The following is a 12,497-nucleotide window of genomic DNA, read 5'->3' on the forward strand; positions in this document are numbered from 1 at the left end:
GTCGGCCGGTGCGGCCGTCCATGAGCTAGGACAGGGCACGGCCCGCGGATGTGACACCCGTGTCACAGACCGCACCGCCGTCCGGTCTGAGTCTGCGCCGGTACACCCCGGCCTCGTAACCCCCACGGAGAGGGAATCCATGGCTCGCTGGATCACCGCGCCAGAGCGCACGGTCTTGGCGGTGGCGGTGCTCGCCACCTTCATCGCCTTCCTCGACGGCAGCGTCGTCAACGTCGCGCTGCCGGCGATCGGCCGCGACCTCGGCGGGGGCCTGGCCGCACAGCAGTGGGTGGTGGATGCGTACCTTCTCACCCTGGGGTCGGTGATCCTGCTCGCCGGGTCGCTGTCGGACCTGTTCGGGCGCCGCCGCGTGCTGTTCTGGGGGCTGGTCGGGTTCGCCGTCGCGTCCGCGCTGTGCGCGCTGGCGCCGACCGCGGGTGTGCTGATCGTCGCTCGCGCGGCGCAGGGCGTCGCCGGGGCGCTGCTCGTCCCGAGCTCGCTCGCGCTCATCCTGAGCGGCTTCACGGGCGCGGCGCAGAGCCGGGCCATCGGCACCTGGACCGCGATCACGTCGCTCGCGAGCATCGCCGGGCCGGTGGTCGGCGGCGTGCTGGTCGACACGCTCTCGTGGCGGTGGGTGTTCGGCATCAACCTGCTGCCCATCACGGTCGCGCTCCTGCTTCTCCGCGGGCTGCCTGCCGATCCCGTGCGAGCGGCCGGGGCCCGCGTCGACTGGTTCGGCGCCGCCCTCGGAGTCGTCGGACTCGGACTGCCCGTGTTCGCCCTGATCGAGCACCCGCACTATGGATGGGGCTCTCCCGTGATCGTCGGGGCGCTCGCAGTCGGCGTGGTCGCCCTCGCCGCCTTCGTCGCCCGGGAGCGGCGGACCTCACAGCCGATGCTGCCGCTGGGCATCTTCCGCGCACGCGACTTCTCGGTCGGCAATGTCTCGACCGCGTTCATCTACGGCGGCGTGGCGGTCGGCACGTTCGCGCTCGCACTCTTCCTGCAGCAGGGCGCCGGGTACTCGGCGACGCTCGCCGGGTTCGCGATGGTGCCGTCCAGCATCCTGCTGATCGCGCTCTCCGCGTTCTTCGGCCGGCTCAGCGGACGGGTCGGGCCGCGGCTGCTCATGACCGTCGGACCGCTCGTCGCGGCGGCCGGCTTCCTGCTCATGCTGCGCATCGGCGACCGCGCCGACTATCTCACCGAGGTGCTGCCCGCGGTCGCCGTGCTCGGCCTCGGGATGTCCATCACCGTGGCTCCGCTCACCGCGACGATCCTGGGCGCCGTCGACTCCGCGCGAGCCGGGATCGCGTCGGCCGTCAACAACGCGGTGTCGCGGGTCGCGGGGCTGGTCGCCGTCGCGCTGGCGGGATCGGCCGGCGGCGCGATGTCGGCGACGGCCGGGTTCCACGAGCTGGCAGCGGCGGCCGCGCTCGCGTTGATCGTGGGCGGTGTCGTGTCGGGGATCGGCATCCGGAATCCCCAGGCGGAGGGAGACGCCACGACGACACTGTCACAAAGCCACACCCTGTCCGGTCATAGCGCGTGAGCCCGTGGACGGACCGCGGGCCGGAACGGAGAACGTCATGAGGATCGTCGTCGTCGGAGGCACGGGGCTGGTCGGCCGCCAGGTCGTGGAGCTGCTGCGCGAGCGCGGACACGATGCCGTCGCCGCCTCCCCCTCCACCGGCGTGGACACGGTCACCGGTGTCGGGCTCGCGGAGGCGCTGCAGGGCGCCGACGTGGTCGTGGACACCCCGAACGCGCCGTCGTTCGAAGACGGGCCCGTGCTCGAGTTCTTCGAGCGGTCGACCGGCAACCTGACCGCGGCCGCGAAGGATGCGGGCGTGCGCCACCACGTCGTCCTCTCCATCGTCGGCGCCGACCGCCTGCCCGACATCGGGTACATGCGGGCGAAGGTCGCGCAGGAGCGGATCGTGCGCGAGAGCGGAATCCCGTTCACCATCGTGCGGGCGACGCAGTTCTTCGAGTTCATCGGCGCGCTGACCGACGGCGCCACGCAGGGCGACACGGCGGTGCTCTCGGATGTGCTGATGCAGCCGATCGCGGCGGCGGACGTCTCGGCCGCGCTGGCGGAGGTCGCCACGGCCGAGCCGACGGACGCCGTGATCGAGCTGGCCGGCCCCGAGCCGCTGCGCCTCGACGATCTCGCACGCCGACTGCTCGCCGCCCAGGGCGACCACCGCACGATCTTCACCGACCCCGCCGCGGGCTACTTCGGCGGCACGGTCGACGACCGCTCCCTCGTCCCCGGGAATGACCCCTCGATCACCGACCAGCGCTTCGGGAGCACGACGTACTCCCGCTGGCTGGAGGGTGCTCGCTAGCATTCGGCCATGCCCGGGGAGACAACGGCAGACGACCTGACCGCCGCAGCGGAGACGTTCGCGGCGGTCCGGCCACGCCTGTTCGGCATCGCGTACCGGATGCTCGGCACGGTGGCCGACGCCGAGGACATCGTCCAGGACACCTGGGAGCGGTGGCAGGGCACTGACCGGTCCGCGGTGCGCGAGCCCGCCGCGTTCCTGGCGACCACGACCACACGGCTCGCGATCAACCAGGCGCAGTCGGCGCGCGTGCGGCGGGAGACCTACATCGGCCCGTGGCTGCCGGAGCCGGTGGACACGAGCGCCGATCCGCTGCTCGGCGCCGAGCGGGGAGAGGCGCTGGAGTTCGCCGTGCTCGTGCTGCTCGAATCGCTGTCGCCGACCGAGCGCGCGGCGTACGTGCTGCGGGAGGCGTTCGACTACCCGTACGCGCAGATCGCCGACATCATCCAGGGGTCGGAGGCGTCGGCGCGGCAGCTCGTCAGCCGCGCGCGCAAGCACCTCGCCGAGCAGCGGCACGTCCGCGAAGCGGGGCTGCAGGAGCAGCGCCGGATGCTGGAGGCGTTCCTCGAGGCGGCCCAGTCCGGCGACATCGGCGAGCTGGAGCGCATCTTCACCGCCGACATCGTCAGCTACTCCGACGGCGGCGGCCTGGCGCGCGCGTCCCGCATCCCCGTGTTCACGCGCGAGACCGTCGCCATGTACGTGCACGCGTTCCACACCCGGTTCTGGGATGGGACCGTGCACGTCGTCGAGGCGAACGGCGGACCCGCGGCGGTGCTCGTGCGCGACGGCGCCGTCGTCGCCTTCGTCGCGCTCGACGTGACGGAGGACGGCATCCGCCGCCTGCAGTGGGTCCTCAACCCGCAGAAGCTCGAGCGCCTGCCCGTCCCCGCCTGACCTGTCACAGATCGCGACCCTGTCTTGTCTTAGCTCATGAAGGAATCGAGCTGAGACAGGGAGGCTGCGATGCGTCGGATCCTGGTGGTCGGCGGCGGATACGCCGGTTTCTACACCGCATGGAAGCTGGAGAAGAAGCTCCGGCGCGACGAGGCCGAGATCGTGGTGATCGACCCGCGGCCGTACATGACCTACCAGCCGTTCCTGCCGGAGGTCGCGGCCGGGTCGATCGAGGCGCGGCACGCGGCCATCCCGCTGCGCAGCCACCTGACGCGCACGCGCCTCATCCACGCAACGGTCACGCGCATCTCCCACGCGTCCAAGACGGTCTCGGTGCGCCCGGTGGACGGCGAACCGTTCGAGCTCGGCTACGACATCATCGTGGTCACGGCGGGCGCGGTGACGCGGACATTCCCCATCCCGGGCGTGGTCGAGAACGCCATCGGCATGAAGCACGTGGAGGAGGCGGTCGCCATCCGCGACCGGCTGCTGGACGCGTTCGATCGGGCCGCCGTGCTGCCTCCCGGGCCCGAGCGGTCACGGCTGCTGACCGTCGCGTTCGTCGGCGGCGGCTTCTCGGGCGTCGAGGGCTTCGGCGAGACGCTTTCGCTCGCGACGGCACTGCTGAAGTCGTATCCCGAGCTGCGGTTCTCCGACCTGTCGTTCCACCTGGTGGAGGCGCGGGACCGCATCCTGCCCGAGGTGACCGACGAGCCGGGACGCTGGGTGGTGCGCTCGCTGGAGCAGCGCGGGGCGCGCATCCACCTCGGCGCTCAGCTGGTGTCGGCGGACGGCGGCCACCTGGTGCTGTCGACCGGCGAGGAGTTCGACGCGCACACGATCGTCTGGACGGCCGGAAACGGCGCGAACCCCGTGGTCGCGAACAACACCGACCTGCCGGTGACCGCGCGCGGCTCCGTCATGGTGCGCGCGGACCTGCGGGTCGCGACGCCCGACGGCATCGTCTCTGACGCCTGGGCCGCGGGCGACGACGCGGCCGTGCCGGACCTCGCCTCGCCGATCGCAGGCGCGATCACCGTCCCGAACGCGCAGCACGCCGTGCGTCAGGCGAAGCGGCTGGCGAAGAACATCGTCGCGACGCTCCATGGCGAGGAGCCGAAGGACTACGTGCACCACAGCCTCGGCGTCGTCGCGACACTGGGACTCGGTAAGGGGATCTTCCAGTGGCGCGGCATCGTGATCACCGGGTTCCTCGCCTGGGTGATGCACCGCGGCTACCACGTTCTCGCCATCCCGACCTGGGAGCGGAAAGTGCGCGTACTGCTGGTCTGGGCGAGCGCCGTGGTGTTCGGCCGCGACATCGTCTCGCTGCTGTCGGTGCAGCATCCGCGCCGGGCGTTCACCGGCGGCGACCCCACCGAGCGCGAGCTCGCCGGGAGCCTCTGATGCCCGTCGATCGCAGGGTCCGCCCGGCCGTCACCGCGCGCCTCTCCCGCCTCGTCTCGGGTACCTCCGTCGGCCGCCGCACCGCCGCGCTGCGCGACGAGCTCAGGAGGCGGCGAGCGCCGCTCCACTGGACGAACCTCTTCGGGGTGGTCGCCCTCGCCTGCGTGGTCGTGCTGTTCGTGACCGGCTTCATCCTGATGTTCGTGTACACGCCATCGAGCGAGCGCGTGACCTACGACGGGCCGTACCTGCCGCTGGCGGGCGCGGAGATGTCGAAGGCGCTGCAGTCGACGCTCGCGATCTCGTTCGAGCTTCCGGGCGGCCTTCTGGTGCGGCAGGCGCACCACTGGGCGGCGCTGCTCCTTCCGGCTGCCCTCATCCTTCAGCTTGCGGTGACGTTCTTCACCGGCGCGTTCCGGCGGCCGCGACGCCTCTCCTGGCTGCTGCTGTTCGGTCTGCTGATCACGGCGCTCGCGGGCGGCTGGAGCGGCTACGCGCTGCCCGACGACATGCTCTCGGGCACCGGCCTGCGGATCGTCGAGGGGATCGTGCTCGGCATCCCGGTCGTCGGCACCTGGCTGTCGGCGCTGCTGTTCGGCGGCGAGTTCCCGGGGCGGATCATCGAGAACCTGTATCCGATCCACGTAGCCGTCGTCCCGGCGCTGCTGGTAGTGCTGATCGCGGCCCGGGCCCGCAGCGCGTACGTGAACGGGCCGGTGCAGTTCGCGGGACCGGGACGCACCGAGGACCGCGTGGTCGGGCTTCCGGTGTGGCCGAACCTGGCCGTGCGTGCTGGAGGTCTGTTCGCCGTCGTGACGGGCTGCCTGCTGCTGGTCGCCGCGACCGTCACCATCAGCCCGGTCTGGCTCTACGGTCCGTCGTCGCCCGGCGACGCGTCCGCGGGCAGCCAGCCCGACTGGTACACCGGCTTCCTCGACGGGGCGCTGCGCCTCGTCCCGCCCGGCTGGGAAGTGGAGTGGCTGGGGCGCACCTGGACGCTCGCGGTCCTGGTCCCGCTCGCCGTCGTCGGGCTGTTCCTCCTCACCGTGGCGGTCTACCCGTTCGTCGAGGAGTGGGTGACCGGCGACCACAGCGAGCACCGCATCCTGGACCGGCCGCGCAACGAGCCGACGCGCACCGGGCTCGGCGTCGCCGCCCTCGTCTTCTACGGGGCCCTGTGGGGAGCCGGGAGCGCCGACCTCGTCGCCACGCACTTCCACGTCACGGTCGAGTCGGTCGTCGCCTTGTACCAGGGGATCGTGGTGGCCGGCCCGATCATCGCCTTCCTGCTCACCCGGCGCATCTGCCTGGCGCTGCAGAAGCGCGACCGCGACATCCTGCTGCACGGCTACGAGACGGGGCGGATTGTCCGGCTGCCCGGCGGCGAGTACGTCGAGGTGCACGCGCGGGTGGATGCGGCCGAGCGGTACCGCCTGGCCGGACCAGTCGCCGCACGGCCGGAGGAGGCGCATCCGGACGAGGACGGACGGCTGCGGATCGGCGGCCGGGTTCGGGCAGCGCTGGCGCGGGTCTTCTTCGAAGAGAGGCTGCAACCCGTGGACGACGGCGACCCCGGTGGAGGACGAACGGATGAGGCGATCGAACGCGGTGAGGCGACGCGGCAGGCGGGCGCGGCGTGACGCCGGGGCCGAACGCGCGGCCGCCTTCCGCGACGCCTACCGGGCGGACGACCCGATCGCGCTCGCGCGGCTCCTCGCTCCCGACGTCTGCGTCGTCGTCGACACCGGCGGGGTGGCCGGAGCCGCCCAGGGACCGGCGGTCGGCACGACGGCCGCGCTGACGCTCCTCCGCGTCGCGCTGGGCGCGCCCGGCGCACTCCGCCTCGACATCCGGTCGGTCAACGGACGCGCGGGCGTGCTGGCCACGCGCGCCGGCCGGCCGGTTGCCGTCCTCGCGTTCGACGGCGATGCCGACGGGATCGGGCACGTGTGGGTCGTGACGAACCCGGTGAAGCTCGACCGGTGGTCTTAGCCGGGACTGCCCCGGACGGCAAGCCTTGTCACGAACCGCCCGGCTGTGCGGTCATCGCTGTAGCGCCAGGTCGGCGCCCCACGATCCGAAGGGACACCACCATGACCGATCAGAAGCCCACCGTCGTGCTCGTGCACGGTGCGTTCGCCGAATCCAGCAGCTGGAACGGCGTCATCGAACGCCTGCAGGCGCAGTCCGTCTCCGTCGTCGCCGCCGCGAACCCGCTCCGGAGCCTTTCGGGCGACGCCGCGTACGTGCGCGACGTTGTCGCGAGCATCGACGGTCCCGTCGTCCTCGTCGGCCACTCCTACGGCGGGATGGTCATCACCGAGGCGGGCGCGAAGAACGACGCCGTGGTCGGCCTCGTCTACGTCGACGCGTTCGTGCCCGACCATGGCCAGAGCGCGCTGGACCTGTCCGGCGAGTTCCCCGGAAGTACCCTCGGCGACACGCTCGCCTCCTACCCGCTCGCCGACGGCGGCGTGGACCTGGCGATCCGGCCCGATGCCTTCCATCACCAGTTCGCGGCGGACGTCGACGACCGCACGGCGGCCCTCATGGCCGTGACGCAGCGCCCGGTCGCGCAGGCGGCACTCGCGGAGGGTCTCCCGACGGACGCGCCGGCGTGGAAGACCGTGCCCAGCTGGTGCGTGTTCAGCGACGCGGACCTCAACATCCCGGTGGCGGAGCACCGTGCCGGCGCCGAGCGGGCCGGCGCCCGCGGCGTGCGGGAGGTGCCGGGCGGATCCCACGCGCTGAGCGTCTCGCAGCCCGGGCCGGTGGCCGAAACCATCCTGGAGGCACTCGCAGCCCTGCGCTGAGCGCGGCGCCGCGCGGCGCATGCCTCCCGGCCGGCCCGGCGGATTCCCAGCCGGGCCGGCCGCCCCGCCGGTACAGTGGAGGCATCAAGGGGAGTACTCCCGCTTGCAGTGAGTCCGTCATTACGGATGCGCCATCGCATCCCGGGCCGCTGGTCCTGCAGCCGAGTCGGCCGGGGCGGAGGAGACCTTGGCGAGTCGCTACGCCTATCCCCTTGGAGTCCCGGTGCAGGTCACCCCGCTCATCTGGATCATCACGATCGCCGTCACGATCGCGTTCTTCGTCTACGAGTTCTTCGCGCACGTCCGCAAGCCGCACGAGCCGACCATCGGCGAGTCGGCGCGCTGGTCCGCCTTCTACATCGGCCTCGCGCTGCTGTTCGGCGTCGGCGTCGGCCTCGTCTCGGGCTGGAACTACGGCGGCGAGTACTTCGCCGGCTACCTCACCGAGAAGGTGCTGTCGGTCGACAACCTGTTCGTGTTCCTGCTGCTGATGTCGGCGTTCGCCGTGCCGAAGGCGTACCAGCAGAAGGTGCTGATGATCGGCATCATCATCGCCCTCGTGCTGCGCGGCATCTTCATCGCGGTGGGCGCGACGCTGATCGAGAACTACTCGTGGATCTTCTACCTCTTCGGCGCGCTGCTCCTGTTCCTGGCCTGGCGTCAGGCGTTCGCCTCGCACGATTCCGACCCCTCCGACAACCGCGCTATGCGGTTCCTGCGCCGACACCTCCCGGTGACCGACGAGTACCACCGCGACCGGCTCACGGTGAAGAAGGACGGCCGCCGCTTCGTCACGCCGATGCTGCTCACCATCGTCGCGATCAGCCTCATCGACGTCGTCTTCGCGGTGGACTCCATCCCCGCCATCTACGGACTCACCAGTGAGGCGTACATCGTGTTCACCGCGAACGCGTTCGCGCTGATGGGTCTCCGCCAGCTGTTCTTCCTCATCGGCGGCCTGCTCGAGCGGCTGGTCTACCTGTCGCAGGGCCTCGCGGTCATCCTCGGCTTCATCGGCGTGAAACTGGTCTTCCACGCACTGCACGTCAACGAGCTGCCGTTCATCAACGGCGGCGAGCCGGTGAAGTGGATCCCCGAGATCCCGATCTGGTTCTCGCTGACGTTCATCGGCCTGGTCATCGCCGTCGCGGCGGTGCTCAGCCTCCGGAAGACGCGGAAGGCGCCGGAGGGACGCGACGACCGAGAGACCGGCTCACTGACCGACGCCCGCACCACCGACTGAGCCACCGGCGTCGCGCCGGGCGAGCTGCTCCCGCACGCGCGGGAGCAGCATCGCCACGGCCTCGTCGACGACCGCGTTCACGCGCTCCGGCGCCAGCCGGCCCGCGACCACGAGCGCGCCGATCCCTTCGAGCGTCCCCGCCAGGAGGTACGGCATGGCTCCGACCGGCTCACCCGGCACCTCGCCGAGCAGCTCGGCGCCCAGGGCGTAGAAGCGGGCGGCGGCCTCCGCATCGGGTTCGCCGGGGAGCGGCTTCCGGGCGAACATGAGCGCGACGAGCGGTCCGTTCTCGATCGCGAAGCGGACGTGGGCGTGCGCGTACGCGGTCAGCCGCTCGTCGAGGTCCTCGTCGCCGGCGGAGCGGCGCAGGTCGGCGGTCAGCTCGTCGAACCCTTCCGCGGCGAGCGCCGCCAGCAGCGCGTCGCGGTCGGCGAAGTGCCTGCTCGGAGCGGCGTGGCTGACCCCGGTGCGGCGGGCGAGCTCTCGGAGCGTCACTGCGTCCGGCCCGTCCTCCACCAGAAGGCGGCGACCTTCGGCCAGCAGCGCCTCGCGCAGCGAGCCGTGATGGTAGGTCGAATCCACCCGTCGATCCTACCCGGATGTAGTCATTGACAACAATGTAGTCGGTGTCTACATTGGCATACATGGCCGATTACAGCGCATCCTCCCTCCCCGATCTCACGGACCGGACCGCGATCGTCACGGGTGCCTCCAGCGGAATCGGACGCGCAACCGCCCGCGCTCTCGCCGCAGCCGGCGCGCACGTGGTGCTCGCCGTCCGCGACGAGGCGAAGGGCCGAGCCGTCGCGGACGGCATCCCGGGATCGACGGAGGTGCGCCCGCTCGACCTCGGCGACCTGTCATCGGTCCAACGGTTCGCCGCGGACTGGACCGGACCTATCCACGTGCTGATCAACAACGCCGGTGTCTACGCCCGCGCGCTCACCCGGACGGCGGACGGGTTCGAGCTGGACCTCGGGACCAATCACCTCGGGCACTTCGCGCTGACCACACTGCTGCTCCCGCACGTCACCGGCCGCGTCGTCACGCTCGCCTCCCAGGCGGAGCGGATGGGGCGTCTGGACCTCGGCGACCTGAACTGGGAGCGGCGGCCCTACGATCCGGCGCGTGCGTACAACGACTCCAAGCTCGCCAACCTGCTGTTCACCGCCGAACTGGACCGCCGCCTCCGCGGACGCGGGTCGGCCGTGCGGGCCGTGGCGGCGCATCCCGGCCTGGTGACGACGGCGATCTACGACGCTCCCGCAGGGAGCCGCCGCAACCTGTTCGACCGCCTGCTCCCCCACCTGGGTCAGGACGCGGAGCACGGCGCCCTGCCGGCGCTGTACGCGGCAACCGAGGAGGTGCCGGGCGGCGCGTTCGTCGGGCCGCAGCACCTCCTGCACATGCGCGGCGGCGCTCAGCCCATCTCGCGTTCGGCTCGCGCGTCCGACCCCGACCTGGCCGGCCGCCTCTGGCAGGCGTCGGAGGTCATGACGGGCGTGGCTCTGCGGAGCTGAGCGGCCGCCCGGACCGGTCGTTGCGCCACGCCCGCAAGGTGTGGCGGTAGCCAACGAGCTCGTGGCCGACGACCTCGACCACGGCGCCGAGGGCGACCAGTCCGATGACGACGCTGAGCGCGGTCAGCTCGCCCGGCTGGTCCAGGTCGATTCCCTCGCCGGGATGGGTCAGCGCGCCGACGACGACGGCTGCGGCGAGCGGCGCCAGGGTCACCAGCAGCAGCGGCAAGTGGGTGAGATCGAAGGAGTGGAGCAGAACGCTCCACGTCAGGAAGATCAGCACGATGGTGAGAGCCAGCGGCACCGCCAGGGCCAGCGCCACACCGAGCAGGGAGACGCTTCCGCTCTCCATCGCGATCGTGGTCAGGTGCAGCCCGGCGCCGATCGCCGCGATGGAGCCGAACAGGGCGAGGTGCGCATAGCGCCAGCCGAACGCCCGCTCCGGTCGCCGCTCCAGTACGAGTCGCGACGGGACGAGGAAGTACGTCCACCACACGGCCGCCGCCATCACCAGACCCGAGGAGGCGATCAGCACCGCCTCCGGCGACCACCCGGCCGTCGCGATGAGCGTTCCCACGGCCGAGGTCGTCCCGGCGATCACCTCGCCGATGGTGATGATGGTGAGCAGCGCGAACCGCTCGGCCAGATGTCCCGCGTTCCACGGCGAGAAGCCGTAGAGCCGGGTCGCGACGACGGGAGCGATCATCTCGAACAGCGCCACCACGATCAGGGCCGCGACCGTGACGGCGGTCGGCAGCGGGACGATCGCGGTGAGCAACCAGCAGACCTGGGCGATCGAGATGATCACCACATACGACAGCGCGTTGCGCCGATGCTCCGGGTCCTCGCGAGAGGCGCGCAGCCACAGGAGGATCTGCGGAACACGCATGATGATGTAGCCGAGCACCATGAGCAGATTGTTCGGACTCTCGCCGTGCGCCGCCCGCTCGAAGCTCACCGGGAGCCCGTAGGTGAGCACGATGACGCCGATCATCTGCACGATGGTCGCCAGCCGGAAGAGCACGTCGTCATTGCCGTACGCCGAGGCGAACCAGGTGAAGTTGAGCCACGCCCAGCTGACCGCCCAGACCGCGAATGCGTACGCGCCGATCGCAGGCCAGATGTCGCCGTGGGCGAGCTGCTCGGCCAGCTGGTCGGAGGCGGCGGCGAAGGCGACGACGTAGGTCAGGTCGTACAGCAGCTCCAGCGGGGTGGTGGTGCGACCGCGCTCGCGCGGGTCGCGTCCCCGCATCGGACGCATCCGGTGCCGGAGCTCGAGCTGCAGTTCGTCGTCGAAATCCGCCATGCGCATCCCCTCCCCGTCCGCGCCGAGTCTCGCGCATCCGCACGCGCGGGGGAAGAGCAGCGGGTCAGGCGCCGGCGATGCGGTCCTCGAGCAAGGCGAGCAGGGCCTCGGCGGCGCGGCCCGGACGCTGCCGCGCGATGGCGTTCAGCCGCCAGTCGACCTTCTCGCGCAGCGGGCGCACGACCGCGCCGGGAGCGGGGATGATGGTCAGCTCGGGCAGCGCGGCGACCCCGAGTCCGGCGGCCACGAAGCGCGGGATCTCGCCCAGGTCGGCCAGCTCCGTCGGGACGCGGCGGGTCAGCCCGAGCCCGGCGAACGCGCGGTCCAGCGACACCCGGTTGCCGAAGCCGGCACGCGCGTCCACCCACGGCTCGTCGGCCAGATCTCCCAGCGACACCGCGCGCTTCCGGGCGAGTGGATGCGCCTCCGGCAGCACCGCGCGGAACGGCGAGTCGGCGAGCGGCCGCGTCAGCAGGTCGGGCACCGCGTCGGGCAGGCCGTGGAACGCGATGTCGAGCCTGCCCTGGCGCACGTCCTCGATGAGACCGGTCGACCCGCTCGGCGACGGCCCGAGCCGGAGGTCGACGGCGGGGTGGCGGCGGTGGAACTCGCCCATGATCCCAGGCAGGTCGACGGTCGTCAGGTTGGTGAAGATGCCGACGCGGACCGTCCCGCGCAGCGGCCCGTCGCGGTCGGCGAGCTCCCGCATCCGGTCGACGCTGCGGAGCGCCGCGCGCGCCTCAGCGAGCACCGACTCCCCAGCGTCGGTGAGGCGGACGCCGTGCGCGTCCCGCTCGAACAGCGGCGTGCCGAGTTCGCGCTCCAGGCTCTGGATGCCGGCCGACACCGTCGACTGGGCCGCGAACACCCGCTCCGCAGCGCGCGTGAAGCTCTGCTCGTCGGCGACCGCGACGAGGTACTCGAGCTGGCGCGTGTCCATGGCTTTCATCGTAT

At 71.7% G+C, this 12,497-nt stretch carries 12 protein-coding genes; 9 read left to right on the plus strand and 3 right to left on the minus strand.

The window, feature by feature from the left end; genetic code table 11:
* The first annotated feature begins 151 nt into the window (after nucleotides 1-151).
* The 8 genes from A0130_09705 (at nucleotide 152) to A0130_09740 (ending at nucleotide 8,717) form a co-directional block, all read left to right on the plus strand.
* Nucleotides 152-1,555 carry an MFS transporter gene (locus A0130_09705; protein ANF33381.1) on the plus strand — a complete coding sequence of 468 codons (1,404 nt, stop codon included), beginning with the start codon at nucleotides 152-154 and terminating at the stop codon, nucleotides 1,553-1,555.
* Nucleotides 1,556-1,592: 37 nt separating this feature from the next.
* The gene (locus A0130_09710) at nucleotides 1,593-2,354 is read left to right on the plus strand and encodes an NmrA family transcriptional regulator (GenBank protein ANF33382.1); all 762 of its coding nucleotides are present in this window, start codon (nucleotides 1,593-1,595) and stop codon (nucleotides 2,352-2,354) included.
* Between the two features lie 9 nt (nucleotides 2,355-2,363).
* Nucleotides 2,364-3,254: an RNA polymerase subunit sigma-24 gene (locus tag A0130_09715; protein ANF31912.1), complete on the plus strand. Its 891-nt coding sequence runs from the start codon at nucleotides 2,364-2,366 to the stop codon at nucleotides 3,252-3,254.
* 69 nt (nucleotides 3,255-3,323) lie between these two features.
* Nucleotides 3,324-4,661, plus strand: a complete 1,338-nt coding sequence (locus A0130_09720) for an NADH dehydrogenase (protein ANF31913.1) — start codon at nucleotides 3,324-3,326, stop codon at nucleotides 4,659-4,661.
* The gene (locus A0130_09725) at nucleotides 4,661-6,301 is read left to right on the plus strand and encodes a ubiquinol-cytochrome c reductase cytochrome b subunit (protein ID ANF31914.1); all 1,641 of its coding nucleotides are present in this window, start codon (nucleotides 4,661-4,663) and stop codon (nucleotides 6,299-6,301) included. Before A0130_09720 ends, A0130_09725 begins: the two co-directional genes overlap by 1 nt.
* The gene (locus A0130_09730; protein ID ANF31915.1) at nucleotides 6,270-6,653 is read left to right on the plus strand and encodes a hypothetical protein; all 384 of its coding nucleotides are present in this window, start codon (nucleotides 6,270-6,272) and stop codon (nucleotides 6,651-6,653) included. The genes A0130_09725 and A0130_09730 overlap by 32 nt, the downstream gene beginning before the upstream one ends.
* A 101-nt stretch (nucleotides 6,654-6,754) precedes the next feature.
* Nucleotides 6,755-7,474: an alpha/beta hydrolase gene (locus tag A0130_09735; protein ID ANF31916.1), complete on the plus strand. Its 720-nt coding sequence runs from the start codon at nucleotides 6,755-6,757 to the stop codon at nucleotides 7,472-7,474.
* A gap of 223 nt (nucleotides 7,475-7,697) precedes the next feature.
* The gene (locus tag A0130_09740; protein ID ANF31917.1) at nucleotides 7,698-8,717 is read left to right on the plus strand and encodes a tellurium resistance protein TerC; all 1,020 of its coding nucleotides are present in this window, start codon (nucleotides 7,698-7,700) and stop codon (nucleotides 8,715-8,717) included.
* Here A0130_09740 and A0130_09745 read toward each other — a convergent pair.
* Nucleotides 8,688-9,299: a hypothetical protein gene (locus tag A0130_09745; GenBank protein ANF31918.1), complete on the minus strand. Its 612-nt coding sequence runs from the start codon at nucleotides 9,297-9,299 to the stop codon at nucleotides 8,688-8,690. The genes A0130_09740 and A0130_09745 overlap by 30 nt on opposite strands.
* 62 nt (nucleotides 9,300-9,361) lie before the next feature.
* Between A0130_09745 and A0130_09750 the strand changes: the two genes are divergently transcribed.
* Complete coding sequence (locus A0130_09750) at nucleotides 9,362-10,237, plus strand: short-chain dehydrogenase (protein ANF31919.1); 876 nt, start codon at nucleotides 9,362-9,364, stop codon at nucleotides 10,235-10,237.
* Here A0130_09750 and A0130_09755 read toward each other — a convergent pair.
* Nucleotides 10,209-11,549, minus strand: coding sequence for a hypothetical protein (locus tag A0130_09755; protein ANF31920.1), 1,341 nt, complete (start codon nucleotides 11,547-11,549; stop codon nucleotides 10,209-10,211). The genes A0130_09750 and A0130_09755 overlap by 29 nt on opposite strands.
* A 58-nt stretch (nucleotides 11,550-11,607) precedes the next feature.
* The gene (locus A0130_09760) at nucleotides 11,608-12,483 is read right to left on the minus strand and encodes a hypothetical protein (protein ID ANF31921.1); all 876 of its coding nucleotides are present in this window, start codon (nucleotides 12,481-12,483) and stop codon (nucleotides 11,608-11,610) included.
* Between the last annotated feature and the right edge of the window lie 14 nt (nucleotides 12,484-12,497).

Source organism: Leifsonia xyli (assembly GCA_001647635.1).
Taxonomy (GTDB): Bacteria; Actinomycetota; Actinomycetes; order Actinomycetales; family Microbacteriaceae; genus Leifsonia; species Leifsonia xyli_A.

What these genes read in the sequence shown, in the direction of transcription:
- A0130_09715 (ANF31912.1), top strand. Translation starts at nt 2,364, where the DNA reads ATGCCCGGGGAGACAACGGCAGACGACCTGACCGCCGCAGCGGAGACG.
- A0130_09735 (ANF31916.1), top strand. Translation starts at nt 6,755, where the DNA reads ATGACCGATCAGAAGCCCACCGTCGTGCTCGTGCACGGTGCGTTCGCC.
- A0130_09755 (ANF31920.1), bottom strand. Translation starts at nt 11,549, where the DNA reads ATGCGCATGGCGGATTTCGACGACGAACTGCAGCTCGAGCTCCGGCAC.
- A0130_09760 (ANF31921.1), bottom strand. Translation starts at nt 12,483, where the DNA reads ATGGACACGCGCCAGCTCGAGTACCTCGTCGCGGTCGCCGACGAGCAG.
- A0130_09725 (ANF31914.1), top strand. Translation starts at nt 4,661, where the DNA reads ATGCCCGTCGATCGCAGGGTCCGCCCGGCCGTCACCGCGCGCCTCTCC.
- A0130_09750 (ANF31919.1), top strand. Translation starts at nt 9,362, where the DNA reads ATGGCCGATTACAGCGCATCCTCCCTCCCCGATCTCACGGACCGGACC.
- A0130_09710 (ANF33382.1), top strand. Translation starts at nt 1,593, where the DNA reads ATGAGGATCGTCGTCGTCGGAGGCACGGGGCTGGTCGGCCGCCAGGTC.
- A0130_09720 (ANF31913.1), top strand. Translation starts at nt 3,324, where the DNA reads ATGCGTCGGATCCTGGTGGTCGGCGGCGGATACGCCGGTTTCTACACC.